General features: G+C 70.9%; 21 protein-coding genes. 15 read left to right on the top strand and 6 right to left on the bottom strand.

The genetic code is table 11. The annotated features are described in order from the left end of the window. Window positions 1-3 precede the first annotated feature (3 nt). The gene (locus ABD355_RS07490) at window positions 4-525 is read left to right on the top strand and encodes a cupin domain-containing protein (protein ID WP_344399307.1); all 522 of its coding nucleotides are present in this window, start codon (window positions 4-6) and stop codon (window positions 523-525) included. A gap of 66 nt (window positions 526-591) precedes the next feature. Here ABD355_RS07490 and ABD355_RS07485 read toward each other — a convergent pair whose 3' ends face one another. Continuing rightward, entirely contained in the window at window positions 592-1818 is a 1227-nt protein-coding gene (locus tag ABD355_RS07485; RefSeq protein WP_344399306.1) for an acyl-CoA dehydrogenase family protein, read from the bottom strand. Between the two features lie 184 nt (window positions 1819-2002). Here ABD355_RS07485 and ABD355_RS07480 point away from each other — a divergent pair, with 184 nt between their 5' ends. Then, complete coding sequence (locus tag ABD355_RS07480) at window positions 2003-2647, top strand: TetR/AcrR family transcriptional regulator (protein ID WP_344399305.1); 645 nt, start codon at window positions 2003-2005, stop codon at window positions 2645-2647. Window positions 2648-2657: 10 nt separating this feature from the next. On the opposite strand, the gene def is transcribed toward ABD355_RS07480, so the two are convergent. Beyond that, window positions 2658-3257 (bottom strand): peptide deformylase, encoded by a 600-nt coding sequence (gene def, locus ABD355_RS07475; protein WP_344399304.1) that lies wholly within the window; start codon window positions 3255-3257, stop codon window positions 2658-2660. A gap of 113 nt (window positions 3258-3370) precedes the next feature. Between def and ABD355_RS07470 the strand changes: the two genes are divergently transcribed. The 7 genes from ABD355_RS07470 to ABD355_RS07440 all read left to right on the top strand — a co-directional run bounded on the left by ABD355_RS07470 (window position 3371) and on the right by ABD355_RS07440 (window position 11225). Further along, window positions 3371-4609 carry a MurT ligase domain-containing protein gene (locus ABD355_RS07470; RefSeq protein ID WP_344399303.1) on the top strand — a complete coding sequence of 413 codons (1239 nt, stop codon included), beginning with the start codon at window positions 3371-3373 and terminating at the stop codon, window positions 4607-4609. Window positions 4610-4623: 14 nt separating this feature from the next. Continuing rightward, entirely contained in the window at window positions 4624-5352 is a 729-nt protein-coding gene (locus ABD355_RS07465; protein ID WP_344399302.1) for a type 1 glutamine amidotransferase, read from the top strand. A gap of 180 nt (window positions 5353-5532) precedes the next feature. After that, complete coding sequence (locus ABD355_RS07460) at window positions 5533-6558, top strand: 6-phosphofructokinase (RefSeq protein ID WP_344399301.1); 1026 nt, start codon at window positions 5533-5535, stop codon at window positions 6556-6558. 179 nt (window positions 6559-6737) lie between these two features. Beyond that, window positions 6738-7688, top strand: coding sequence for a cytochrome c oxidase assembly protein (locus ABD355_RS07455; protein ID WP_344399300.1), 951 nt, complete (start codon window positions 6738-6740; stop codon window positions 7686-7688). Between the two features lie 67 nt (window positions 7689-7755). Then, entirely contained in the window at window positions 7756-9174 is a 1419-nt protein-coding gene (locus tag ABD355_RS07450) for a DUF6777 domain-containing protein (protein WP_344399299.1), read from the top strand. A 28-nt stretch (window positions 9175-9202) separates the two neighbouring features. After that, on the top strand, window positions 9203-11041 hold the full coding sequence (locus ABD355_RS07445; protein ID WP_344399298.1) for a serine/threonine-protein kinase: 1839 nt from the start codon (window positions 9203-9205) through the stop codon (window positions 11039-11041). Between the two features lie 46 nt (window positions 11042-11087). Next, a complete protein-coding gene (locus tag ABD355_RS07440; RefSeq protein ID WP_344399446.1) occupies window positions 11088-11225 on the top strand; it encodes a hypothetical protein in 138 nt (45 codons plus the stop codon). Window positions 11226-11246: 21 nt separating this feature from the next. On the opposite strand, the gene ABD355_RS07435 is transcribed toward ABD355_RS07440, so the two are convergent. From ABD355_RS07435 to ABD355_RS07420, 4 genes are read right to left on the bottom strand one after another with little or no spacing between them, the layout of a single operon-like run. Then, window positions 11247-12452: a sensor histidine kinase gene (locus tag ABD355_RS07435; protein WP_344399297.1), complete on the bottom strand. Its 1206-nt coding sequence runs from the start codon at window positions 12450-12452 to the stop codon at window positions 11247-11249. Beyond that, window positions 12449-14161: a sodium/solute symporter gene (locus tag ABD355_RS07430; RefSeq protein ID WP_344399296.1), complete on the bottom strand. Its 1713-nt coding sequence runs from the start codon at window positions 14159-14161 to the stop codon at window positions 12449-12451. The genes ABD355_RS07435 and ABD355_RS07430 overlap by 4 nt, the downstream gene beginning before the upstream one ends. Window positions 14162-14213: 52 nt before the next feature. Beyond that, window positions 14214-14576, bottom strand: coding sequence for a hypothetical protein (locus tag ABD355_RS07425; protein ID WP_344399295.1), 363 nt, complete (start codon window positions 14574-14576; stop codon window positions 14214-14216). A 2-nt stretch (window positions 14577-14578) separates the two neighbouring features. Beyond that, a complete protein-coding gene (locus ABD355_RS07420) occupies window positions 14579-15328 on the bottom strand; it encodes a LytTR family transcriptional regulator DNA-binding domain-containing protein (protein ID WP_115914108.1) in 750 nt (249 codons plus the stop codon). Window positions 15329-15406: 78 nt separating this feature from the next. Here ABD355_RS07420 and ABD355_RS07415 point away from each other — a divergent pair, with 78 nt between their 5' ends. The 6 genes from ABD355_RS07415 (at window position 15407) to ABD355_RS07390 (ending at window position 22951) form a co-directional block, all read left to right on the top strand. Next, on the top strand, window positions 15407-15892 hold the full coding sequence (locus ABD355_RS07415; RefSeq protein WP_344399294.1) for an Lrp/AsnC family transcriptional regulator: 486 nt from the start codon (window positions 15407-15409) through the stop codon (window positions 15890-15892). A gap of 154 nt (window positions 15893-16046) precedes the next feature. Continuing rightward, window positions 16047-16859, top strand: a complete 813-nt coding sequence (ddaH, locus tag ABD355_RS07410) for a dimethylargininase (RefSeq protein WP_344399293.1) — start codon at window positions 16047-16049, stop codon at window positions 16857-16859. After that, window positions 16856-18076 carry an ornithine--oxo-acid transaminase gene (rocD, locus tag ABD355_RS07405; RefSeq protein WP_344399292.1) on the top strand — a complete coding sequence of 407 codons (1221 nt, stop codon included), beginning with the start codon at window positions 16856-16858 and terminating at the stop codon, window positions 18074-18076. Before ddaH ends, rocD begins: the two co-directional genes overlap by 4 nt. A 121-nt stretch (window positions 18077-18197) precedes the next feature. Then, a complete protein-coding gene (locus ABD355_RS07400; RefSeq protein WP_344399291.1) occupies window positions 18198-20660 on the top strand; it encodes a SpoIIE family protein phosphatase in 2463 nt (820 codons plus the stop codon). 69 nt (window positions 20661-20729) lie between these two features. Continuing rightward, window positions 20730-21959: a PP2C family protein-serine/threonine phosphatase gene (locus ABD355_RS07395; protein ID WP_344399290.1), complete on the top strand. Its 1230-nt coding sequence runs from the start codon at window positions 20730-20732 to the stop codon at window positions 21957-21959. 260 nt (window positions 21960-22219) lie between these two features. Further along, complete coding sequence (locus ABD355_RS07390; protein ID WP_344399289.1) at window positions 22220-22951, top strand: lysophospholipid acyltransferase family protein; 732 nt, start codon at window positions 22220-22222, stop codon at window positions 22949-22951. Window positions 22952-22981 lie beyond the last annotated feature (30 nt).

Below are 22981 nucleotides of genomic sequence, written 5' to 3'. Positions count from 1 at the left end.
CCGGTGACGGCGACGGAGGGTCTGCTGGTACCGCCGGGCCACGGCCGGGTCGTGGAGACGCCGGCCCAGCGCGTGACGTTCAAGGTGACCGGCACGCACTCGCGCACGGCGTCCACCTTCGAGGTGGAGGTACCGCCCGGCTTCGACGTCGGCGCCCATGTGCACACCCGCAGCGAGGAGCTGTTCTACGTACTCGAAGGCGAACTGGACGTCCTCGCCTTCGAGCCACGGGTACGGACCCCCGACAACTGGCGTGAGTGGGAGTCGTGTTCTGGCACCCGAGTGGTCCGCGCGACACCGGGAACGGTGATCGTCGTACCACCGGGGTGCCCTCACGCGTTCGCGAACCCGACGGACGAACCCGCGAAGATGTTCTTCCAGGCGAGCCCGCCCCCGGACCATGAACGCTACTTCGAAGAACTGCTGGAGATCCTGGGCAGCGGCGGCCCACCGGACCACCAGGCGATCGAGGACCTGAGACGCCGCTACGACATCGAGCAACTGACGCCTCTGAAACACCGGTGACGGGAGCGCCCCTTCGGGGGCGCGGGGAACTGCGCGACAAGCCCCTGCATGCCCGCAGCCCGCGTACTACCGAATGGACATCCCCGAGAGCGTCCTCGCGATCACCAGCCGCTGAATCTCACTCGTACCCTCAAAGATCGTGTAAATCGCGGCATCGCGATGCATCCGCTCCACCGGGTACTCCCGCGTATACCCGTTACCCCCAAGAATCTGCACCGCCTGGGCGGTCACCTTCTTCGCGGTCTCGCTCGCGAACAGCTTCGACATGGACCCCTCGGCGGCCGTGAACTGCTTGCCGTTGACCGCCATCCACGAGGCACGCCACACCAGCAGCCGAGCGGCGTCGATGGAGGTGCGCATGTCCGCGAGCTGGAAGGCCACGCCCTGGTTGTCGATGATGGGGCGGCCGAACTGCTCCCGCGTCTTCGCGTAGTCGAGGGCGACCTCGTACGCGGCGCGGGCGGTACCGACCGCCATGGCGCCGACGGCCGGTCGGGACGCCTCGAACGTGGCCATCGCCGCGTTCTTCACGCGCTCGCCGCCCGCCTTCGCCCGCTCCCGGGCACGGGCGAGGCGCTCGTCGAGCTTCTCCTTGCCGCCGAGCAGGCAGGAGCCGGGCACCCGGACGTCCTCCAGGACGACCTCGGCGGTGTGCGAGGCGCGGATGCCGTGCTTCTTGAACTTCTGGCCCTGGGACAGGCCCGGCGTGTTCGGCGGGACGATGAAGGACGCATGCCCCTTGGAGCCGAGCTCCGGGTCGACGACCGCGACCACGACGTGGACGTTGGCGATACCGCCGTTGGTCGCCCAGGTCTTGGTGCCGTTGAGCACCCACTCGTCCTTGGCCTCGTCGTACACGGCACGCGTACGCATGGAGGCCACGTCGGAACCGGCGTCGGGCTCGGAGGAGCAGAACGCGGCGACCTTGACGTCGTTCGCATCGCCGTACATCTGCGGGATCCAGGTGCCGATCTGTTCCTCGGTTCCGTTGGCAAGAACGCCCACGGCGGCGAGCCCGGTGCCTACGATCGACAGGGCGATGCCCGCGTCGCCCCAGAACAGCTCCTCCATGGCCATCGGAATGCCCAGGCCGGTGGGGTCGAAGTACTGCTGGGCGTAGAAGTCGAGGGAGTAGATGCCTACCTTCGCGGCCTCCTGGATGACCGGCCAGGGAGTCTCCTCACGCTCGTCCCATTCGGCGGCCGCAGGACGGATGACATCGGCGGCGAAGCCGTGCAGCCAGTCCCGGACCTCCTTCTGTTCGTCGTTGAGCTCCATGGTGAACTCGGCCATGACCCCTCCAGCGGCGGTGGTGCTCTTGCGTGTTACTAGCGGTAACGCCAGTGTGTTACTCGCGGGTAGGAAAAGTCAACTCCTGATGACGGTCGGGACGGGTCGGCAGCCCGTTCGATGCAGGGGCCATGTTGAGTGTTAGTTTGCGCAGGCGTCACCGAATAAGCACGGGTGGGGAGAGCTCATGGACACCACGCAGCGGACCGAGCAGCAGCGGTCCGCCGACCGACGTCGGCGCGAGCTGCTGGAGGCCGCGGACAGAGTGGTGCTGCGCGACGGACCGCAGGCCTCGATGAACGCCATCGCCGCGGAGGCCGGCATCACCAAGCCGATTCTGTACCGGCACTTCGGCGACAAGAGCGGACTGTACGCCGCGCTGGCCAAGCGGCACACCGACGCGCTGCTGAACTCGCTCCGTGCGGCGCTGGACGCCCCCGCGGACCGGCGGGAGCGGGTCGAGGCGACCCTCGACACCTATCTCGCGGCGATCGAGGCACGTCCGCAGGTGTACCGGTTCCTGATGCATCCGGCGGAGGGCAGCCCCGGTGGGGAGCAGGGCTTCGACGTCGGCAAGCATTCGATTCCGCTGCTGCGGCGTATGGGCGAGGAGTTGGCGCAGGTCATCGAGGACCGGCTGGATCTCGGGCCCGGGGGGCAGCAGCTGGCTCGGGTGTGGGGGCACGGGATAGTCGGCATGATGCATGCCGCCGGGGACTGGTGGTTGGGGGAACGGCCTTGTTCGCGGGCTGAGTTGGTGCGGAGCCTGGCGGACCTGCTGTGGGGGCGGCTGGCTGCGGCCGGCGACAGGATAGGCAGTCCTGGGTTCTGAGGCTCGTGTCTTATCCGCGGGTCGGTGGGGGCTTGTCGCGCAGTTCCCCGCGCCCCTGGGTACGTGCGCCCGTCCGGCACCACGAGGCGCGCGTCACTTGTCGCATCAGGCGGCGGTGGCGCCAGCCCGTCAAGTGGTCCGCGTAGATCCTGCCCTCCAAGTGGTCGCACTCATGCTGCAGGCAGCGGGCGAAGAAGCCCGTCCCGTGGACCATGATCGGCTCGCCCGTCGCCGTGAAGCCCTCCACCACCGCATGGTCGTAGCGCTCCGTCCCTGCCTCCAGGCCCGGTAGGGAGAGGCAGCCCTCCGGGCCGCGGATCACCACGCCGTCCTTCTCGACGAGTCGGGGGTTCACCACATGGCCGACATGGCGGACGTCCTCGTCGTCGGGGCAGTCGTACACGAAGACGCGCAGAGGTTCACCGATCTGGTTCGCTGCCAGACCGACGCCCTGCGCCGCGTACATCGTCGCGAACAGGTTCTCCACGAGAGCGGCGAGTCCGGGGCCGAAGTCGGTGACCTCCTCGCACGGGGTGTGCAGGACCGGGTCCCCGAGCAGGATGAGGGGCCGGACGCGCCCTCGGGCGCCCGGAATGGAGCTGTTTCGCATGGCCGTCAGGGTACGGCGGTTCGGGACTGTGAATGGATCTCGATAGGCTGAGGTCCACACCACGTTGCCGTCAGGCAGAGGCGCGGCGCGTACGCAAGGAGGATCGAGAACTCATGGCAGGCAACTCGGACCCGCTCACGCCGCGGGCCAAGCTGGCCGTGACCGCGGGTAAGGCGGTCGCGGCGGCATCGCGCGCCGCGGGGCGCGGGAGCGGTTCGGTGATCGGTGGCCGGGTGGCGCTCAAGCTCGACCCCGACCTCCTCGCGCGGCTCGCCCAGAACCTGGACGTCACCCTGGTCTCGGCGACCAACGGCAAGACCACCACCACCCGGTTGATCGCCGAGGCGCTGCGCGCCGCGGGCCCGGTCGTCTCCAACGCGCTCGGCGCCAACATGCCGGCCGGCATCACCTCGGCCCTCGCGGGCAGCTCGGACGCCCGGTTCGGGGTCATCGAGGTCGACGAGAAGTACCTCGCCGGGGTCGCCCGGGACACCGACCCGAAGTGCATCGCGCTGCTGAACCTCTCCCGCGACCAGCTCGACCGCGCCGCGGAGACCCGCATGCTCGCGGAGAACTGGCGAGAGGGGTTGGCCGGGTCCAAGGCCGTCATCGTCGCCAACGCCGACGACCCTCTGGTCGTGTGGGCCGCGTCCTCCTCCCCCAATGTGATCTGGGTCGCCGCCGGGCAGATGTGGAAGGACGACGCCTGGTCCTGCCCCTCCTGCGGTGGTGTGATGCAGCGCCCGGGCGACGACTGGTTCTGCGGTGAGTGCGGTTTCCGCCGGCCCACGCCGAGCTGGGCGCTCTCCGGGGACCACGTCCTGGACCCGCACGGGTCCGCCTGGCCGATCCATCTGCAGCTGCCCGGGCGCGCCAACAAGGCGAACGCGGCCAGCTCCGCCGCCGTGGCCGCCGTCTTCGGGGTGCCGCCGCAGGTCGCCCTGGAACGCATGTACCAGGTGCAGGCCGTCGCCGGACGCTACGACGTGGTGCAGTTCCAGCAGCGCGACCTGAGGCTGCTGCTCGCGAAGAACCCGGCGGGCTGGCTCGAAACGTTCAGCCTGATCGATCCTCCGCCCACCCCGGTGATCCTCTCGGTGAACGCGCGCAGCGCCGACGGCACCGACACCTCCTGGCTGTGGGACGTCGACTACACGCGTCTGTCCGGCCACCCGATCTGTGTGATCGGCGACCGCAAGCTGGACCTCGCGGTGCGTCTGGAGGTCGCGAACCAGCACTTCCAGGTCTGCGACGACCTCGACCAGGCGGTGCAGATGAGCCCGCCGGGGCGGATCGAGGTCATCGCCAACTACACCGCCTTCCAGGACCTGCGCCGCCGCGTCGGCAACTGACACAGGGGACTTTCGTGAGCGACAACCAACTGCGGATCGTCTGGATCTACCCCGACCTGCTCAGCACGTACGGCGACCAGGGCAACGTCCTCGTCGTGGAGCGCCGCGCCCGGCAGCGCGGCCTCGACGTGGCACGCCTCGACGTGCGCAGCGACCAGGCGATCCCGACCTCCGGCGACATCTACCTGATCGGCGGCGGCGAGGACCGTCCGCAGCGGCTCGCGGCCGAGCGGCTGCGCCGGGACGGCGGACTGCACCGGGCCGTGGAGAACGGCGCGATCGTCTTCTCGGTCTGCGCCGGCTACCAGATCCTCGGCCACGAGTTCATCAACGACCTCGGCCAGCGCGAGCCCGGCCTCGGGCTGCTCGACGTGGTCTCGGTACGGGGCGAGGGCGACCGCTGCGTCGGTGACGTGCTCGCCGACATCGACCCGCGCCTCGGCCTGCCCCCGCTGACCGGCTTCGAGAACCACCAGGGCGTCACCCACCTCGGCCCGACGGCCCGCCCGTTCGCCAAGGTCAAGTTCGGCAACGGCAACGGCACGGGTGACGGCACGGAGGGCGCGTTCAACGACACCGTCTTCGGTACCTACATGCACGGGCCCGTGCTGGCCAGGAACCCGCTGATCGCCGACCTGCTGCTGAAGCTGGCGCTCGACGTGAACGCGCTGCCCCCGACCGACGACCGCTGGTACGAGGCCCTGCGCAACGAGCGCATCGCAGCAGCCCAGCAGCCCGCCTGACCCCCGGCGGCAAGGTCCGCTCCACCAGCCCGTCTGACGCCCCGTCCGCACAGGTGAGCGGGGCCGTCCAGCAGGCGGACGCACGGTGCGATCCCGCCCCCTTCTGCCGCTAGGGTGGCGGGGTTCGTGCCGGACGACGTGGTCCGGCCCCGGCCCACGTTGAGAAGGTTCTTTCGGGCTATGCGCATTGGTGTCCTCACGTCCGGCGGCGACTGCCCCGGCCTGAACGCCGTCATCCGGTCCGTCGTGCACCGCGCCGTCGTCGACCACGGCGACGAGGTCATCGGCTTCCGGGACGGCTGGAAAGGCCTCCTGGAGTGCGACTACCTCAAGCTCGACCTCGACGCGGTGGGCGGCATCCTGGCCCGCGGCGGCACCATCCTCGGCTCCTCCCGCGTCCAGCCCTCGCATCTGCGCGACGGTGTGGAGCGGGCCAAGGGCCATGTCGAGGAACTCGGCCTCGACGCGATCATCCCCATCGGCGGCGAGGGCACGCTGAAGGCGGCCCGGCTGATGTACGACAGCGGGCTGCCGATCGTCGGCGTCCCGAAGACCATCGACAACGACATCGCGGTCACGGACGTCACCTTCGGCTTCGACACGGCCGTCGGCGTTGCGACCGAGGCCCTGGACCGGCTCAAGACCACCGCCGAGTCCCACCAGCGCGTCCTGGTCGTGGAGGTCATGGGCCGGCACACCGGCTGGATCGCGCTGCACTCCGGCATGGCGGCCGGCGCGCACGCCATCGTCGTCCCGGAACGGCCCTTCGACATCGAGGAATTGGCCAGGCGGGTCGGCGAGCGGTTCGAGGCGGGCAAGCGCTTCGCGATCGTCGTGGCGGCGGAGGGCGCCAAGCCCAAGGCCGGATCCATGGAGTTCGACGAGGGCGGCAAGGACATCTACGGTCACGAGCGCTTCGCCGGGATCGCCCGCCAGCTCTCCATCGAGCTGGAGGAGCGCCTCGGCAAGGAAGCCCGTCCGGTCATCCTGGGTCACGTCCAGCGGGGCGGCACACCGACGGCGTACGACCGTGTGCTCGCCACCCGCTTCGGCTGGCACGCGGTGGAGGCGGTGCACCGGGGTGAGTTCGGCAAGATGACCGCTCTGCGGGGGACGGACATCGTGATGGTGCCGTTGGCTGCCGCCGTGGAGACGTTGAAGACCGTGCCCTCGGAGCGGTACGACGAAGCGGAGTGCGTGCTCTGACTATCGCCGCGGGGCTGCTGGAGCGATGCAGTCTGAGGGTCGTGTGCGGTGGATCGCGCAGTTCCCCGCGCCCCTGACGGGGCGCTGCAGCTGCCCCCGGTGACGATGTGCGCCGGGGGCGGTTCTAGTCTGTGGGGCGGACACATTGCACAACCCCCCACGAATCAGGAGCCGGCGTAATGGATCACAGCGGGCACGGCATGACCATGCATCTGCCGCCGTTCACGCTGGGGCGGGGTCTTCAGTGGTCGGCGGACCCGTTCTTCCTCGTGGCCTGCGTGGTGGGGCTCGGACTGTACGCGTACGGCGTGGTGCGGCTGCGGCGGCGCGGGGACAAGTGGTCGGCGGCGCGGACGGTGTCGTTCGTGCTCGGTGTGCTGACCATCGGGCTCGTGATGTGCACGAAGCTCAACGACTACGGCATGGTCATGTTCAGCGTGCACATGGTGCAGCACATGGTCATCAGCATGCTGTCGCCGATCCTGATCCTGCTCGGCGCGCCCGTCACGCTCGCCCTGCGCGCACTGCCGACCGCGGGCAACGGCCGCAGGGGGCCGCGCGAGCTGCTGCTGATGCTGCTGCACAGCCGGTACATGCGGATCATCACGCATCCCGCGTTCACCATTCCGCTGTTCATCGCGAGCCTGTACGCGCTGTACTTCACACCGATCTTCGACTTCCTGATGGGCTCCAAGGCGGGGCACATCGCGATGATGGTGCACTTCCTCGCCGTGGGCGTCGTGTTCTTCTGGCCGATCATCGGGGTGGACCCCGGCCCGCAGCGACCGGGTTATCTGATGCGGATGCTTGAGCTGTTCGCGGGCATGCCGTTCCACGCGTTCTTCGGCATCGCCCTGATGATGGCGTCCACGCCGATGGTGAAGACGTTCAAGAACCCGCCCGCCTCGCTCGGCATCGAGGCGCTCTCCGACCAGACCGCGGCCGGCGGTATCGCCTGGGCATTCAGCGAGATCCCCTCCGTGCTGGTGCTGCTCGCCCTGCTGTTCCAGTGGTACGGCTCCGAGCAGCGGCAGGCCCGGCGCAAGGACCGGGCCGCCGACCGTGACGGCGACAAGGAACTCGAGGCATACAACGCCTATTTGGCCTCATTGAACGCACGCGGGCATTGAGGGCCTCGCCGTCCGGAAGTATTCAGTAGCATGAAGTGCATTGGGGGAACCGCCGGGGGGAGCGGTGATGACACTTCGCGCATTTATGCAAGGGGCCGGGAAATCGGCGATTCGCAAGCTCGCCGTCCTGCTCGTTTTCGTACTGGCGCTCAGCGGTTGTGATCGAAGTACACCACTGCTCGTCGTGAAGGCGGTGGCCGCGGGAGTTCCCTCTCTCGCGCCTTTCTTCGACGAGGGCAGCGGGCTGGGTCACGACGCCGCCCTCAGGCCGCAGACGGTGCAGGGGAGTCTGCAGCAGGGTGACACGCCCGGCCTGTACGGGGGCACGAGGAAGCCGACCATCTGCGACATCAAGCAGCTCAAGGAATTCCTCACGGACCCCGGTAATCATCAGAAGGCGCAGGCATGGGCGACAGCGCTGGACATCACCACGGATGAGATTCCGGGATACCTGGACCGGCTCACTCCAGTTCTCCTGCGTCACGACACGCTCATGCAGAATCACGACTACAGGAAGGGAAAGGCTGTTCCCTTCGACTCCCTGCTGCAGGCGGGAATCGCCGTACTCGTCGATGAACAGGGACTTCCGGCTGTGAAGTGCTCGTGCGGAAATCCACTGCGTCCCTTCACGGGTGACACGAACAGGATTTCGGTCAAGTTCGGGGACGGGAACAAGAAGTGGCGGGGATATCAGCGTTCCTCCGTGGTGGCCGTGCAACCGGCGCCCCGGAAAATGCCACGGCTCGTTCTGGTCGACGTCGGCGATCCCGCCCTGGGCATCGACCGGCCGGTCGGCACGACGGGAGCGCACGACAAGACCTTCGACACACGCAAGGAACGTGCGGTGCCCCGGCTCACCGGGACGACGTTCGGGGACGCGAGCCGACGGCTGGCCGACGCGGGGCTCGCGGTCGGGTACGACGGGACGGCGCGACCGCCCGACGACGCGCGGGTGACGGCGTCGGACCCGCCGGCGGGGAGCAGGTTGGGGTTCGGGGCGTACGTGACGCTGAGCGTGTCCGGGGGCACCTCCCACGAGGCGACCGCTCCCCCGCCGCCCTCGACGTACGGGCCGTCCGGGCCGTCCGGGCCGTCCGGGCCGTCCACGGTGCCGCCGTCCTCACCGTCGTCGTCCCGAACGTCACCAGCATCACCGTCGTCGTCGGGCAGCGGCCCAGGGGCGTCGTCCTCCGCACCCTCGTCGAGTGCGCCGCCCGGTTCCAAGGCGCCCCCGTCGAGCGCACCGCCCAGTTCGCCGCCGGCGAAGACCGGTTCGCCCGCGGCGACCAGCGCCCCGGTCACCAGCAGTGCCCCACCGCCCGGCAAACCGGTGACCAGCAGCGCGCCCCCGCCCGGCAAACCGGTCACCAAGAGCGCCCCGCCGCCCGGGACCACGAGCGCTCCGGTCACCCGCGGGCCGGTGAGCAGTGCACCTGCCACGAGTGAGCCCGCGAGCTCCGGGCCCGCCTCGACCGCGATCACGTAGCGCCTCCGCAGAACCCGGGAGTCACCGGATGCATTCAGGATCACCTACGTCGGGAGTGGGCCGGGTCATCGCCGGCCGCTATCTGCTGCTGCACCGGCTCGGCAGCGGTGGCATGGGCCATGTGTGGCTCGCCCACGACCAGAGACTCGCCTGCGAGGTCGCGCTCAAGGAGATCGTGTTCCGTGACCCCGACCCGACCGGCGACGAGCGGGAGGCCCGGGTGGCGCGGGCGCGCGCGGAGGCCCGGCACGCGGCGGGGCTGCGCGGCCATCCGCATGTGGTGACGGTGCACGACGTGCTGGAGCACGAGGGGCTGCCCTGGATCGTCATGGAGTACGTGGCGGGCGCCGTCGACCTCAAGGAGCTGGTCGAGACGCGCGGCCCCCTCGCGCCCGCGGAGTGCGCCCGCATCGGGCTGGCCGTACTGGACGCGCTGACCGCCGGGCACGAGCGGGGCGTCATGCACCGGGACGTGAAACCGGCGAACATCCTGCTCGCTCCGGACCGCTCCGGAGCGCCGTACGGGCGCATCCTGCTCACCGACTACGGCATATCGGTGCAGCCCGACGCCGGCGAGACGCGGTACACGCTGGCGTCCGTGCTGGTGGGGACGTCGGGCTATCTGGCGCCGGAACGGGCGACGGGCGGGCCGCCGACCCCGGCCGCCGACCTTTTCTCGCTGGGCTGCACGCTCTACCACGGCGTCGAGGGCCACGGCCCCTTCGAACGCGAGTCGCATCTCGCCGAGGTCACCGCGGTGGTCATGGAGGAGCCGCGTCCTGCCGTGCGCGCCGGTGCGCTGGGCCCCGTACTGCAGGCGCTGCTGGTGAAGGATCCGGGGCGGCGGCCGTCCGCCCCTGAGGCCGAGGCGGCGCTGTCGCGGATCGTCACACCGCAGGCCGAGGGGTACGCCCGTGTGCAGACCGACCCGGGTTCGCAGCCGCCCTGGGCCGGGTCCGCAGCCGCTCCCGCTCCGCCCGGGCCAGGCACGGACGGCTTCGGGCAGCCGGTCGTCGCGTCCGTGTCCGGTCCCGCCCACCGTCGCCGTGAGCTGCCGCGGGCGCTGCGGGCGGTCCTGGCCGTCTCGCTCGGTCTGGTGCTGGCCCTGGGCGGGGTCTGGTACGCCATGGCGCACCAGAAGAGCGGCGGCGACGGCGCGGCTTCGCCGTACGGTTCGGCCGTGGGGCTTTCCGCGGCGCTCCAGGGCGGGGAATGTGTGCTCGCGGACTGGCCGGGCGACCGTTTCCAGGGGGTGCCGCGGCTGACGCCCGATCCGTCCTGCCGGGACCAGGCCCCCGACGGGCAGGTGATGGCGTTCGTGTCGGCCGCGTCCGCGGACGAGGCGCGCAAGCTGGGGCCGGCCCGGTGCGAGGAGCGGACGCAGGAGATCCGGGAGCGGCTGGCGGACGTCCGCAGCCTCGCCGTCGTGCCGACCGGGGCCGGGTTCGAGGCCGTGGGACGGCGCACCGCCTGTCTGGTGCTGGGCGCCCACGGGCCGGTGTACGGGCCGCTGGGCGATCGGCGCAAGGTCGGCTCGGACTTCACCGACACGGCGAACATGCAGCGCCGTGACTGTCTGCAGACCCACTCCGACCGGGACGCCCGGCTGGTGTCCTGCAGCGGCCCGCACGACGAGCAGGTGCTCGGTTTCACCCGGCTGGGCAGGGACGTCACGCTCACCGAGGCCCGTACGCAGTCGGATGCGGCCTGTGCGAAGGACGTGCCGCCGCGGGACTACGGCTTCGACCCGTCGGTGTACACCTCCGGTTCCTGGAGCAGCCAGGGCGCCTGGAGGTCGGGCACGCATTTCGTCGTCTGCACGGTACGGAAGCAGAACGGGGGCACCATGGAGGGGGACGAATCCTGAGGAGGGTGTTGCGATGCCCGGTTCTACGGACGGTTCTACGAAGGCGATGGGGGCGATCACGGTCGGTGGCCTGGTCGTGGTGACCGCCTACACGGTGGCCCTGGGCTCCAACGGCTGGCTGTGGTTCGGCTGGGTCGTGCTGGGTCTGCTCACCCTCGGGATGGTCGCCTCCCGCAGCACGTGACGCATCCGCGGCGCGTGCCGTTCATTCCTCGCTCAGCCGCCCGGCCGAGTGCACCCCCGGCTGGTATTTCGGCAGCCGGGCGGTGATCTTCATGCCCGCTCCCACGGCGGTCTCGATGACGAGCCCGTAGTCGTCGCCGTAGACCTGGCGCAGGCGGTCGTCGACGTTGGACAGTCCGATGCCGCCCGAGGGGCTGACCTCGCCGGCGAGGATGCGGCGCAGCAGGTCGGGGTCCATTCCGGCGCCGTCGTCCTCGATGACGACCAGGGCCTCGGCGCCGGCGTCCTGCGCGGTGATGCTGATGTGGCTCTTGTCGGTCTTCCCCTCCAGGCCATGTTTGACGGCGTTCTCGACGAGCGGCTGCAGGCACAGGAAGGGCAGGGCGACCGGGAGGACCTCGGGGGCGATCTGCAGGGTGACGGAGAGGCGGTCGCCGAAGCGTGCCCGCACCAGCGCCAAGTAGTGGTCGATGGCGTGCAGTTCGTCGGCGAGGGTGGTGAAGTCGCCGTGCCTGCGGAACGAGTAGCGGGTGAAGTCGGCGAATTCCAGGAGGAGTTCGCGGGCGCGCTCGGGGTCGGTGCGGACGAAGCTGGCGATCACCGCGAGCGAGTTGAAGATGAAGTGCGGGGAGATCTGGGCGCGCAGTGCCTTGATCTCGGCCTCGATCAGACGAGTGCGGGACTGGTCGAGATCGGCCAGCTCCAGCTGGACGCTCACCCAGCGGGCGACCTCCCCGGCGGCGCGGACCAGGACGGCGGACTCGCGGGGCGCGCAGGCGACCAGGGCGCCGTGCACACGGTCGTCGACGGTGAGCGGGGCGACGACCGCCCAGCGCACCCGGCAGTCCGGGTCGGGGCACTTGAGGCGGAAGGCCTCCCCGCGGCCGGTCTCCAGCGGTCCGGCGAGGCGTTCCATGATCTCGCCGCGGTGGTGGCCGCCGACGCCGTCCCAGACCAGGACCTCCTTCTGGTCCGTCAGACACAGGGCGTCCGTACCGAGGAGGGTGCGCAGCCGGCGGGCGGACTTGCGGGCGGTCTCCTCCGTCAGCCCGGCCCGCAGCGGGGGTGCGGCCAGGGAGGCGGTGTGCAGGGTCTGGAAGGTGGCGTGCTCGACGGGGGTGCCGAGTCCGCCGAGGCTCTCGGGGCGTGCGGTGCGTCGGCCGAGCCAGAACCCGGCGGCCAGCAGCGGCAGGACGGCCACGCACAGCCCGGCGAGGAATCCGCTCATGCCTTCGCCTCCGCACGCAGTTCCTCCGGCAGATGGAACCGCGCCAGGATCGCCTCGGTCCCGCCCGGCACGCGGCCCGGGGTGGCCAAGGACACCAGCACCATGGTGAGGAAGCCCAGCGGCACCGACCAGAGGGCGGGCCAGGCCAGTAAGGCGTGCAGCGAGCCCGTGCCGGGGAAGCCGGCCATCGTCGCGGCCACGGCGAGGAACGCCGAACCGCCGCCGATCAGCATCCCGGCGGCCGCGCCCGGCGGGGTCAGCCTGCGCCACCAGATGCCGAGGACGAGCAGCGGGCAGAACGACGACGCGGACACGGCGAAGGCCAGCCCGACGGCGTCGGCGACGGGAAGCCCGCCGACGATGACGCTGGCGGCGAGCGGCACCGCCATGGAGAGCACGGTGCCGAGCCTGAAGTGCCGTACGCCGCGCGTCGGCAGGACGTCCTGGGTGAGCACTCCGGCCACGGCCACGGTCAGGCCGGACGCCGTGGAGAGGAACGCGGCGAAGGCGCCGCCCGCCACCAGCGCACCCAGCAGGTCGCCGCCGACGCCGCCGATCATGCGGTCGGGCAGCAGCAGGACGGCGGCGTCCGCGTCACCGGTGAGGGTGAGTTCGGGGGTGTAGAGCCGGCCGAGGGCGCCGTACAGGGGCGGCAGGAGGTAGAAGGCGCCGATCAGTCCGAGCACGGCGACGGTGGTGCGGCGGGCGGCGACGCCGTGCGGGCTGGTGTAGAAGCGGACGACGACATGCGGCAGGCCCATGGTGCCGAGGAAGGTGGCGAGGATCAGCCCGTATGTGGCGTACAGCGGGCGTTCCTCGCGGCTGGAGGCCAGCGAGGTGGACATGCCGCCGTTGGTGCCGCGGTCGGCGGTCGGGACGGTGGTGCCCTTGGCGAAGGTCAGCCGGGTGCCCCGCTCGATGTGGTGGGTGCCCGGAGGCAGTTGGATCCGTCCGCCGTCGTGGGGGCGGCCGTCGACCGTGCCGGTCACGGTGACGGTCAGCGGTCGGTCCAGTTTCAGGTCGAGGCTGTCCTCGATGCGTACGACGCGCTGCTCGCGGAAGGTCGCCGGCTCCTCGAAGGCGTGGCGGGGCGCGCCGTCGCCCTGCCAGGCGAGGACCAGGAACAGCACGGGCACCAGCAGGGCGGTGAGCTTGAGCCAGTACTGGAAGGCCTGGACGAAGGTGATGCTGCGCATTCCGCCGGCGGCGACGGTGGCGACCACGACGACGGCCACGATCACCCCGCCCAGCGAGCCGGGCGCCCCGGTCAGTACCGTCAATGTCAGCCCGGCGCCCTGGAGTTGGGGCAACAGATACAGCCAGCCGACGCCGACGACGAACGCCCCGGCCAGCCGCCGCACCGCCTGCGAGGCCAGTCTGGCCTCGGCGAAGTCGGGCAGGGTGTAGGCGCCGGAGCGGCGCAGCGGGGCGGCGACGAAGAGCAGCAGGACCAGATAGCCCGCGGTGTAGCCGACCGGGTACCAGAGCATGTCGGGGCCCTGGACCAGGACCAGGCCCGCGATGCCCAGGAAGGAGGCGGCGGAGAGGTACTCGCCGCTGATGGCGGCCGCGTTGAGGCGGGGGCCGACGGTGCGGGAGGCGACGTAGAAGTCGGAGGTGGTACGGGAGATGCGCAGGCCGAAGGCGCCGACCAGGACGGTCGCCACGACGACGAGGGCGACGGCGGGGACGGCATAACTGGAGTTCATCGGTCCTCGTTCATCGGTCCTCGTTCATCCGTCTTGGGTCATCTGTCTTCGGTCATCTGTCTTCGACGAGGCGCACGAAGTCCCGTTCGTTGCGCTCGGCGCGCCGGACGTACCAGAGGGCGAGCAGGACCATCGGGGCGTAGAGGCAGAAGCCGAGGATCACCCACTGCAGGCGGCGGGCGTCCGGTGTGGCGGCGAAGACCAGGGGCAGCGGGCCGATCAGCAGGCCGAGGAACGCGAACACCGCGAGGGCGGCGCGCAGTTGGGTGCGCATGAGGGAGCGGACGTAGGTGTGGCCGAGGGTGGTCTGCTCGTCGATCTCGGTGCGCGGACGGTAATAACCGGAGGCGCGGCGGGTACGGCGGGGCGGGCCGGTGACGAGGACGCGACGCTCGGCGGGATCCTGGTTGGGCACGGTCAGGGCCTCCTCATCAGCAGGTCCCGCAGTTCGCGTGCATGGCGGCGGCTGACCTGCAGCTCCTCGGCGCCGACCAGGACGCTCACCGTGCCCGCGTCCAGGCGCAGTTCGCCGACGTGCCGCAGGGCGACCAGGTGGCGGCGGTGGATGCGCACGAAGCCGCGGGAGCGCCAGCGCTCCTCCAGGGTGGACAGCGGTATCCGTACGAGGTGGCTGCCCCTGTCGGTGTGCAGACGGGCGTAGTCGCCCTGGGCCTCGACGTGGGTGATGTCGTCGACGGCGACGAAGCGGGTCACGCCGCCGAGTTCGACCGGAATCTGGTCGGGGTCGGGCTCGTGCACCGGAATGCGCGGGGTGTTGCCGGTGAGTTCGGCGGCCCGGCGCACGGCCTCCGCGAGGCGTTCCTTGCGGACCGGCTTGAGGACGTAGTCGACGGCCTTGAGGTCGAAGGCCTGTACGGCGAAGTCCTCGTGGGCGGTGACGAACACGACCAGCGGCGGCTTCGCGAACCCGGTCAGCAGGCGGGCCAGGTCGAGTCCGTCGAGGCCGGGCATGTGGATGTCCAGGAAGACGACGTCGATCGCCTCGGGACCGCCCGGACCGGACTGGAGCGCCCGGTTGATGCGGCGCAGCGCCTCGGTCGCGTCGCCTGCGCCCTCCGCGCTGCCGATGCGCGGGTCCGCGTTCAGCAGATACAGCAGTTCCTCCAGCGAGGGGCGTTCGTCGTCGACGGCGAGGGCGCGCAGCATGAACCCGGAGTGTAGGTGGAATCCGCACCTGTGGACATGTGCGGTGGTGTGGACGTTCGTGCTGGATACAGTGCCGACATGAACAGCAGGCCGGCCCCCTTCGACGAGCTCGACCGGAAGATCATCACCGCGTTGATGGCGAACGCCAGGACCAGCTTCGCCGAGATCGGTGCGGCCGTCGGGCTGTCGTCCACGGCGGTCAAGCGGCGGGTGGACCGTCTGCGCGACACCGGCGTGATCACCGGGTTCACGGCCACGGTGCAGCCGGCCGCGCTCGGCTGGCGCACGGAGGCGTACGTCGAGGTGTACTGCGAGGGCGCGGCCCCGCCCCGGCGGCTCGCGGAGGTGGTGCGCAACCATCCCGAGATCACCGCCGCGATGACGGTGACCGGCGGCGCGGACGCGCTGCTGCACGTACGGGCGCGGGACGTGGAGCACTTCGAGGAGGTGCTGGAACGCATCCGCGTGGAGCCCTTCATCCGCAAGACGATCAGCGTGATGGTGCTGTCCCATCTGCTCCCGGAGAGCCCGGAGGCAGGCGCCACCCAACCGGCTCCCGAATAAACGTCCGAACACGCAGCGGCGCTGCGTGGAAGGGGCCCAAGACGCAGCATTCCTGCGCGGACACGCAATTCTCGTTCCTTGTCGCCCTAGTCGGTCACTTCCTACCTTGGTGTCAACCCACCCTCGACACCGCAGGAAGCGGAGGAACCCCTCTGTGTCCGATTCCCGTGTGCCGCGCCGGCGGCGCTTCCTCGTCTGCGAACCCAGACATTTCGCCGTGCAGTACGCGATCAACCCCTGGATGCACCCTGATGTCCGCGTCGACGTGGATCTGGCCCAGGAGCAGTGGCAGGCGCTGATCGGCGCCTACCGGGCCCATGGCCACACCGTCGACACCCTGGAGCCGGCCCCCGGCCTCCCGGACATGGTCTTCGCCGCGAACTCGGCGGTCGTCGTCGACGGCCGCGTCTTCGGCTCCCTCTTCCACGCGCCCGAACGGCGCCCGGAGTCCACGCACTACGACACCTGGTTCAAGGCGGCCGGCTTCGACGTCCACCGTCCCGAGGCCGTCTGCGAGGGCGAGGGCGACCTGGTCTGGACGGGCCGCTACGTCCTGGCCGGCACCGGGTTCCGTACGACCCGCGAGGCGCACCGCGAGGTGCAGGAGTTCTTCGGCCACCCGGTGATCAGCCTGACGCTGGTGGACCCGCGCTTCTACCACCTGGACACCGCGCTGTTCGTCCTGGACGACGACAACATCTCCTACTACCCGGAGGCGTTCTCCCCGGGCAGCCGCGAGGTGCTGGCCCGGCTGTATCCGGACGCGGTGCTCGCCACCCTGGACGACGCGCTGGCCTTCGGCCTGAACTCCGTCTCCGACGGCCGCAACGTCTTCATCGCGCCCCAGGCCGAGTCCCTCGCCACCGCTCTCGCCGACCGCGGCTATGTCCCCGTGCCCGTCGACCTGTCCGAGTTCCGCAAGGCAGGCGGCGGCATCAAGTGCTGCACTCAGGAGATCCGTTCATGACCGCTCCCGTGACCACGCGTTCGTCCGCCGAGCTGATCCGCGCCGAGGAACCGGTCCTGGCGCACAACTACCACCCGCTGCCCGTGGTCGTCGCCCGCGCCGAGGGCACCTGGGTGGAGGACGTCGAGGGCCGCCGCTACCTCGACATGCTGGCCGGCTACTCGGCCCTCAACTTCGGCCACCGCCACCCGGCGCTCGTCCAGGCGGCCCACGACCAGCTGGACCGCCTCACCCTGACCTCGCGCGCCTTCCACAACGACAGGCTCGCCGAGTTCGCCGAGCGGCTGGCCGGGCTGACCGGCCTGGACATGGTGCTGCCCATGAACACGGGCGCCGAGGCGGTCGAGTCCGGCATCAAGGTGGCCCGCAAGTGGGCGTACGAGGTCAAGGGCGTCCCCGCCGACCGGGCGACGATCGTGGTCGCGGCGGAGAACTTCCACGGCCGTACGACGACGATCGTCAGCTTCTCCACGGACGAGACCGCACGGGCGGGCTTCGGCCCCTTCACGCCGGGCTTCCGGATCGTGCCGTACAACGACCTGGCGGCGCTGGAGGCGGCGGTCGACGAGACCACGGCGGCCGTGCTGATCGAGCCCATCCAGGGCGAGGCCGGCGTGATCATCCCGGACGACGGTTACCTCACCGGCGTGCGCGAGCTGACCCGCCGCAAGGGCTGCCTGTTCATCGCGGACGAGATCCAGTCGGGTCTCGGCCGCACCGGACGCACCCTCGCCGTCGAGCACGAGGGCGTCGTCCCGGACGTCCTGCTGCTGGGCAAGGCGCTGGGCGGCGGCATCGTCCCGGTGTCCGCGGTGGTCGCCCGCCGGGACGTGCTCGGCGTGCTGCGTCCGGGTGAGCACGGTTCGACGTTCGGTGGCAACCCCCTCGCGGCCGCGGTCGGCACGGCCGTCGTGGAGCTGCTGGAGACGGGCGAGTACCAGCGCCGGGCCGCCGAGCTGGGCGTGGTCCTGCGCGGTGGTCTGGCCGCCCTGGTCGGCAAGGGCGTCGCCGGGTTCCGCGCCCGGGGCCTGTGGGCGGGTGTCGACGTCGACCCGGCCATCGGCACCGGCCGCGAGATCAGCGAACGCCTCCAGCGCGAGGGGGTCCTGGTCAAGGACACCCACGGCTCCACCATTCGGCTGGCGCCGCCGCTGACGATCACCGGCGAGGAGCTGGAGTCCGCGCTCGGGGCACTGGAGAAGGTCCTGGGTTCCTGACCGGAGTGGGGGGCGGCCGGACCCCGCCCCCCACTTTTTCTCTGCGCCCTCACCGGTTGCCCGGAGGGTGAAGATGGGGACAAGAGGTGGTAGACCACTCTCAGCGACAGAGAGGTCGGCCGTGGGCACTGACGAGGAGCAGGACCTTGCCCGGCAGCGGTTCGACGTGGCCGATGCCGCGCCTCTGCTGCTCGACGCCCAGGGCCTGGTGACCAGCTGGACCCGGGACGCCCGGCGGCTGCTGGACTACACCGCCTCCGAGGTGGTCGGCACCCCGGTGACCGGCCTGCTGGCCACGGAGGACGCCGCACGGGTGCCCGAGGTGGCCGAGCGGTGCCGTCGGGACGGCGGCTGGGCGGGGCTGCTGACCGCCCGGCACAAGGACGGGCATCAGGTCCGGGTGATGGTCCGGATCACTCCGGCGGTGGGGCCGGGCGGCGGGGCGCACTGGCTGGTGCTGCTCTCCGACATGGCGGGGGCACGCGGCTGGGACATGAGCCGTGCGGTGCTGGAGCAGATGGTGACCGGCTCGCCCGTCGGCATAGCGGTCGTGGACGCGAATCTGCGGTGCGTCTGGTCGAACGCGGCCCTGGAGCGGTTCGGCGGCGGCTCCCCCGGGGAGCGGCTGGGGCGGCGGCTGGCGGAGATCCAGCCGGGCATCGACTCCGAGGGCATCGAGACGCAGATGCGGCGTGTGCTGGAGACCGGGCAGCCGGTGGTCGGCTACGAGCACGTCGGCCATGTGCGCTCCGCACCGCTTCGGGAGACGGCGCACATGATGTCGTTCACCCGCCTCGAGGACGACCACGGCCACCCGATGGGCGTCTACTACACGGTCGTCGACATCACCGAGCGGCACCGCGCCCGGCAGCGGCTGGCCCTGCTCGACCGGGCCGGCGAACAGATCGGCCGCAGCCTGGACATCGTGCGGACCGCTCAGGAGCTGGCCGACGTGGCCGTGCCGGGCTGCGCCGACTTCGTCTGCGTCGACCTGCTGGAGTGGGTGCTGCGCGGTGCGGAGCCCCCGGCCGGACCGCTCAGCCCCACGGAGGCGGTGCCCCTGCGGCGGGCCGGGCACCAGTCGGTGAACCCTGGCGTCCCCGAAGCCGTCGTCGAGATCGGCGCGGTGGCCAGCTATCTGCCCGGGTCGCCCCCGATCCGCTGCCTGGCCACCGGCCTGTCCTGGCGAGAGGAGCGGCTCGACCCGCTGGCCCGGGAGTGGGCCACCGACCTGCCCGGCGACCGGACGGCCACGTTCCTGGAGCTGGGGCTGCACACCGTGATGGTCGTGCCGATCCGCGCCCGGGGCGTCACCCTCGGCGTCACCACGTTCTTCCGGCGCCGGCGTCAGGAGCCCTTCGACGAGGACGACCTCAGCCTGGCCGAGGACCTGGTCTCACGGGCCGCGGTCTGCGTGGACAACGCCCGCCGCTACGCCCGCGAACGCAATGCGGCGCTGGTGCTGCAGCGCAGCCTGCTCCCCCGCCGGCTGTCCGAACAGGACGCCGTGGAGGTGGCCGCCTGCTACCGGCCGGCCGACGAGCTGACCGGCCTCGGCGGCGACTGGTACGACCTCATCCCGCTGTCGGGCGCCCGCGTCGCCCTCGTCGTGGGTGAGGTGCCGGGGCACGGCATCGACGCGGCCGCGGCCATGGGGCGCCTGCGGACCGCCGTACGCACCCTGGCGGCGCTGGATCTTCCGCCCGAGGAGGTGCTCGCGCACCTGGACGACCTGGTCGCGCGGTCCGGCCGTGAGGAGGGCGGCGAACCGGGCTCCCCGGAGGGCATCGACGTACAGGTCGCGGGGTCTGGCTGCGTCTACGTCATCTACGACCCCGTCGACGGACAGTGCACGATGGCCGCCGCGGGCCACCCCGCGCCCGCCGTCGTCCTGCCCGACGGCACCGTCAGCTTCGTGGACCTGCCGCAGGGGCCTCCGCTCGGTGTGGGCGGGCGGCCCTTCGAGGCGGTGGAGCTGGCCCTCGCCGAGGGCAGCACGCTCGCCCTGCACACCGACGGGCTGCTGGCCCGCGAGGACGACGACCGGCCGGTCGACGCGGACCGCGAGCGGCTGCGCCGGGCCCTGGAGCGGCTCGCACCCTCCCTCGACCTGCGCTGCCGGACCGTGGTCGACGCACTGATCCCGGACCGCCCGGACGACGACGTGGCCCTGCTGATGGCCCGCACCAGGCTGCTGGGTGCCGACCAGGTAGCCGACTGGGACCTGCCCGCCGACCCGGCCGTCGTCGCCGACGCCCGCAAGGAAGCCGCCCGGCAGCTGACCGAGTGGGGCCTGGAGGAGCTGGCCTTCACCACGGAACTCGTGGTCAGCGAGCTGGTCACCAACGCCATCCGGCACGCCGAAGGCCCCATCCGGCTCCGTCTGATCAGGGAACGCGCCCTGATCTGCGAGGTCTCCGACGGCGGCGCCACCGCTCCCCATCTGCGCCATCCGCGCACCACCGACGAGGGCGGGCGCGGGCTGCTGCTGGTCTCCCAGTTCACCCAGCGGTGGGGCACCCGCTTCGTCCCCGAGGGCAAGGTCATCTGGGCCGAGCAGTCCCTGACGGATCCCCCGGCCTGACACGCCAATACCGTACATACGCCGCATCACGTGGGAAAATTACGTGAACCCGGCGGTGAGGCGGCAGCCATGAACGATGGGGCGATCGACTACGCGGCAGTGTTCCAGTGCCTGCCGGGAATGGTGGCGCTGCTGACGCCCGAGCTGGTGTACGCCGACGCCAACGAGGAGTTCCTGCGCAATGCCGGGCGCACCCGTGAGCAGGTGGTCGGCCGCTATCTGTTCGACGTCTTCCCCGACAACCCGAACGACTCCACCGCCTCCGGCATGCGCAATCTGGCGGCCTCGCTGCAGCGGGTGCTGGAGACCGGCGAGCGCGACGCCATGGCCCTGCAGCGCTACGACGTCGAGAACCCGGACCGGCCGGGTGAGTGGGAGGAGCGCTACTGGAGCCCGGTCAACGCGCCGGTGCTCGGACCGGACGGCAAAGTGCTGCTGCTGGTGCACCGCGTCGAGGAGGTCACCGAGCTGATCAAGGCCAGGGGCAGTCCGCGGAGCAGCCGGGCCCGGGTGCTGGAGGCCGAGCTGTACACCCGCGCCCGCGAACTGCAGGACCTCAACGAGCGGCTGCGGCAGGCCCACGCCCGCGAGCGCGAGGTGGCCATCGCACTGCAGGAGGCGATGCTGCCCGCCCGCCGGCAGGCCGGCCACCAGCACGCCGCCGTGCGCTACCGGCCCGCCGTCGGCTCGCTCAACGTATGCGGGGACTGGTACGACCTCGTCGACCTGGTGGGCGGTCGGCGCATCGGGGTGGCGGTGGGCGACGTGGTGGGGCACGGGCTCGCGGCCGCCGGGGTCATGGGCCAGCTGCGCAGCGCGCTGAGCGCCGCCTCCCGGGTCGCCGGGGGCCCGGCCGAGGCGCTGAACGTCCTGGGCCGCTATGCGCACGTGGTCGACGGCGCCGAGTCCGCCACCGCCGTCACGACGTTCATCGACTTCGACGAGCACACCATCACCTACAGCAGCGCCGGGCACCCCCCGCCGGTCCTCGTCCACGCCGACGGCCGTGTCGAGTTCCTCGACCAGGCCACCGACCCGCCGCTCGACGCCCACCCCGACCCGATCCCCAGGCCCGAGGCCTGCACGCGGTACTCCGAGGGCGCCACCCTCGTCCTGTACACCGACGGCCTGATCGAACGAAGACGGGAGGACATCGACACCGGACTGGCCCGCCTCGCCGACTCCCTCGCCCGCCACCGCACCGAGGACCCCGAACAGCTGGCCGACTCGGTCCTGCTGGAGCTGCTGCCGCCGGGAGGTGCGACCGACGACACCGCCCTGGTCATCGTGCGGTTGTGAGCGAGCAGACGGCGCGGCACGCCGCAAGGGCCGGGCGTCCGCCAGCAGTTGAGCGCGATCGCGCCATGATGTGTCATCAGGTTGCTGTCTACCAGTCGGTAACTGGAGGCTGGTGCGGCAGTTGTCCCCACGCGCGTGACGCGGCGTCCGCCGTGTTCCGGCGAACTGCGCCTGCACATAGACTGGCGATCCCACGACACGCCGGTTGACCTGCTGGAACGCGGCGGCACAGGCGATCCGCCGGAGTGAGGAGCGACCCTTTGTTCTACTACGTGCTCAAATACGTGTTGTTGGGACCTCTGCTGAGACTGGTCTTCCGGCCTCGCATCGAAGGCCTTGAACACGTACCGGCCGAAGGCCCGGCGATCGTCGCCGGCAACCATCTGTCCTTCTCGGACCACTTCCTGATGCCGGCCATCCTCAAGCGCCGCATCACCTTCCTCGCGAAGAAGGAGTACTTCACCGGTCCCGGTGTCAAGGGCCGCCTCACCGCGGCCTTCTTCCGCAGCGCCGGGCAGATCCCGGTCGACCGCACCGGCAAGGAGGCGGGCCAGGCCGCCATCCGCGAGGGCCTCGGCGTGCTGAGCAAGAACGAGTTGCTCGGCATCTACCCGGAGGGCACCCGCTCGCACGACGGCCGCCTGTACAAGGGCAAGGTCGGGGTGGCGGTGATGGCGCTGCGCGCCCAGGTGCCCGTCATCCCGTGCGCGATGATCGGCACCTTCGAGGCGCAGCCGCCGGGCAAGGTCATCCCCAACATCCACCCCGTCGTCATCCGTTTCGGCAAGCCCCTCGACTTCTCCCGCTATGCCGGCATGGAGAACGAGAAGGCCATCCTGCGCGCCATCACCGACGAGATCATGTACGCGATTCTGAAGCTGTCCGAGCAGGAGTACGTCGACGAGTACGCGGCCGTCGTCAAGGCACAGCAGGCCGAGGCGGCCGGCGCCGCTGAGAAGGAGCGCCGCTTCCCGCGGATGCCGCTGGGCTAGACAGGCCTGAGGCAAGGTGAGCACGAGGAA

Source organism: Streptomyces longisporus (assembly GCF_039532765.1).
Classification (GTDB): domain Bacteria; phylum Actinomycetota; class Actinomycetes; order Streptomycetales; family Streptomycetaceae; genus Streptomyces; species Streptomyces longisporus.
Note: the sequence above shows the minus strand (reverse complement) of the source record. Positions and strands in the feature narration are given on the sequence as shown.